Annotated in this window: 3 protein-coding genes; all 3 read right to left on the bottom strand. The window is 46.0% G+C overall.

What is annotated here, in order from left to right; genetic code table 11:
- Positions 1–102 precede the first annotated feature (102 nt).
- The 3 genes from A2517_RS02510 to A2517_RS02500 are packed head-to-tail and all read right to left on the bottom strand — an operon-like array spanning position 103 to position 2,598.
- A complete protein-coding gene (locus A2517_RS02510; protein ID WP_294893803.1) occupies positions 103–1,041 on the bottom strand; it encodes a radical SAM protein in 939 nt (312 codons plus the stop codon).
- Positions 1,041–2,081, bottom strand: a complete 1,041-nt coding sequence (gene hemE, locus A2517_RS02505; protein WP_294893792.1) for a uroporphyrinogen decarboxylase — start codon at positions 2,079–2,081, stop codon at positions 1,041–1,043. The genes A2517_RS02510 and hemE overlap by 1 nt, the downstream gene beginning before the upstream one ends.
- On the bottom strand, positions 2,074–2,598 hold the full coding sequence (locus A2517_RS02500; protein WP_294893791.1) for a YqhA family protein: 525 nt from the start codon (positions 2,596–2,598) through the stop codon (positions 2,074–2,076). The genes hemE and A2517_RS02500 overlap by 8 nt, the downstream gene beginning before the upstream one ends.
- Between the last annotated feature and the right edge of the window lie 40 nt (positions 2,599–2,638).

Genomic DNA, 2,638 nt, shown 5'->3' with positions numbered 1-2,638 from the left:
CAAGTGATTAACAGTCACCTACTCTACCGCTGAGCTAATCCGGAATGTTTATGAGGGCGCAATTATACGCTATGTTACGTTGATTGTCAATAAAAAATGGGGCTATTTAGAGCGTTTCCGGTGAATATTTTCGGAAGGGGAGAAAAAGTTTACGTTTGAACGTTCAATTTGGGCAATTTTGCCTTGATTTAGGAGATCAGTAAATCGTTTTTTTGACTCACTGTCGAAAAGGGCATCGATATCATCCATCGTTAGCGGGCGTTTATCAAGGGTAGTAAGAATCTCCTCATCGCTGTAGCTGCTTGGGCTTGCGGCGGCATGAGTACGGGATACGATATGAATCGGCAATGTAGGATCAAAACGGCAAGAGAGGAGATAGAGCTCCTCAAAGCTCAATCCCTGTACGGGATAAGCAGGAGGGCGGTCAATGGTACCGATATCGATACGATCACAAGAGATTGGGAGCAGGGCACGCTCAAGTGCTTCTGTCTCGCTTAGTGAATCATTGACCCCTTTGACAAACAATATCTCTAAAAACAATTTTCCCTCAAATGCATGTGAAAATCGGGTGATGCTCTCGATGATTCTGCTGATTTCAATCCCCTCGGCAGGGCGATCGATTTTTTTAAACGTTTCGGGGGTGGCTGCGTCGAGTGAGAGTTTGACTTGGTCAAATTTTAAAAGGGTAGTGAATACTTCAGGCTCATTCAAGCAAGCACTGTTAGAGAGGATGAGCGTTTGAATATCACCTTTGATTTTGTTGATTTCATCAACAAGGGTATCAAGATGGGGGTACATTGTCGGTTCACCGTTTGCGGTGATGGTTATAACGTCAATAGAGGGGTGTTTTGAGAGTGACTCTTTTAAATCGGCGATGATGCTCTCTTTGGGAGTAATGGTGTGCTGGTGTGCCATTGCGGGCGCAGGGGCGAGCTCACAGTAGAGACAGTCAAAATTGCATTGTTTACCCGAACTGGATAGGTCGATCCCGAGCGATGTACCGAAACGTCGCGAGTGGACAGGACCGAAGATGGAAGACATTATTTTTTACTTACTCTTTGGCATTCGCGAACGAAGTGTTGCGCATTTTCAACCGGAACATCGGGAAGAATCCCGTGACCGAGATTAAAAATGTGACGACGGCCACCCATAATCTCTTGGATCGCTTCAACACACGCGGTCGTTTGCTCTTTTGAGTACAAACGGCACGGCTCCATGTTCCCTTGAAGGACATAGCGATCCCCGAGTTTCTCTTTCGCAAGTGCCATAGGGGTGCTCCAGTCGACACCGAAAACATCGAAATTTCCGTAGACTTTATCCAAAAAGGCTGGGATCCCTTTTGGGAACATAATGACAGGAACATGAGGGTATTTCTCTTTGAGGTACTCAGCGATTTCGACCATGTAGCTCCATGAGAACTCATCGTATTTACTCGGTTCGATCGCCGCAGCCCAGCTGTCGAAGATTTGGACGACATCGATCCCCGATTGGATCTGTTTTTCCATGTAGAGCTTGACTACATCGGTCACTTTACGGAGAATTTTGTGGAGAAGTTCAGGGTTAGAGTACATCATCTTTTTACAGATGTTATACGTCTTTGTCCCTTGCCCCTCGATCATATAGGTTGCGAGTGTCCACGGTGCCCCCGTGAATCCGATAAGGGCTTTGTTATCGCCGCGCGCATCGAGCTGTGTGCGCAAGATTTTGATGGTTTCATAGACATACGTGAGTTTAGACGCTGCTTCTTCACCGCCGATAAGTTCATTCAAATCTTCTTCGGTTGCAATCGGTTTTTCAAAAACGGGACCTTCCCCTTTGATGAAGTCGAGTTTCATCCCCATTTCATTCGGAACGACCAAAATATCGCTGAACAAAATCGCCGCATCAACTCCGACGAGATCTACAGGCTGAATGGTGACTTCCGCAGCCATGTCAGGGGCGTGGCAAAGGTTGAGGAAGTTTCCGGCACGTTTGCGCACTTCCATATACTCAGGGAGATAGCGTCCCGCTTGGCGCATCATCCAAACTGGGGTATACGGAGTCTCTTTACCGAAACACGCATCAACGAAAATCTTACTCATGGTGACCTACTTTGCTCAAAAAATAAAGACCGACGGCAACGGCTGTGATCGAGAGTGCTAGATAAAGGAGCTCTAATGCTCCCGTGAATACGGTATGTCCCACTTTTTGGAAAAAGCCGACGACGAGTACCATCACGATAACTTTGGAAATTTTATCTTTAAGCTGGTCGAGTGAATGAACCGCCAAAAGTTGGTTTTCTTTGCCGTGTTCATCTTTTGCCGGGTCGATATCGGAGATGAAAAGCTCATATAAACCGAACGAGAAGATGATCATAACGACACCGATAAGGTACAAGTCAACCGCACCGATGATGCCGCCGACAACTGTTTCATGGAACCCCTCTGGGTGTGCATGGGTCACATAGGTATTAATAACATACGATGTCGTGTAAAAAATATCAAAACTGGCAATAGCAAATAGCACAATAGCACCCAGTAATCCAAACACGACGGCTAAGATGATGATGAAACGTGAACTCCAAAGCCCTTTTTCGAACAATGTTTCAATGAAACTCATATTATTCTCCTTGCATCTCTACCCATTTTTGGGCGATTCG

Origin of the sequence: Sulfuricurvum sp. RIFOXYD12_FULL_44_77, assembly GCF_001830725.1 — a bacterium.
Classification (GTDB): domain Bacteria; phylum Campylobacterota; class Campylobacteria; order Campylobacterales; family Sulfurimonadaceae; genus Sulfuricurvum; species Sulfuricurvum kujiense_A.
The sequence above is the reverse complement of the archived record's forward strand: the minus strand, read 5'-3'. Positions and strand labels throughout refer to the sequence as shown.

Excerpts from the sequence above, each read along its gene's own strand:
- A2517_RS02500 (WP_294893791.1), bottom strand. The coding sequence starts at position 2,598 with ATGAGTTTCATTGAAACATTGTTCGAAAAAGGGCTTTGGAGTTCACGT.
- A2517_RS02510 (WP_294893803.1), bottom strand. The coding sequence starts at position 1,041 with ATGTCTTCCATCTTCGGTCCTGTCCACTCGCGACGTTTCGGTACATCG.
- hemE (WP_294893792.1), bottom strand. The coding sequence starts at position 2,081 with ATGAGTAAGATTTTCGTTGATGCGTGTTTCGGTAAAGAGACTCCGTAT.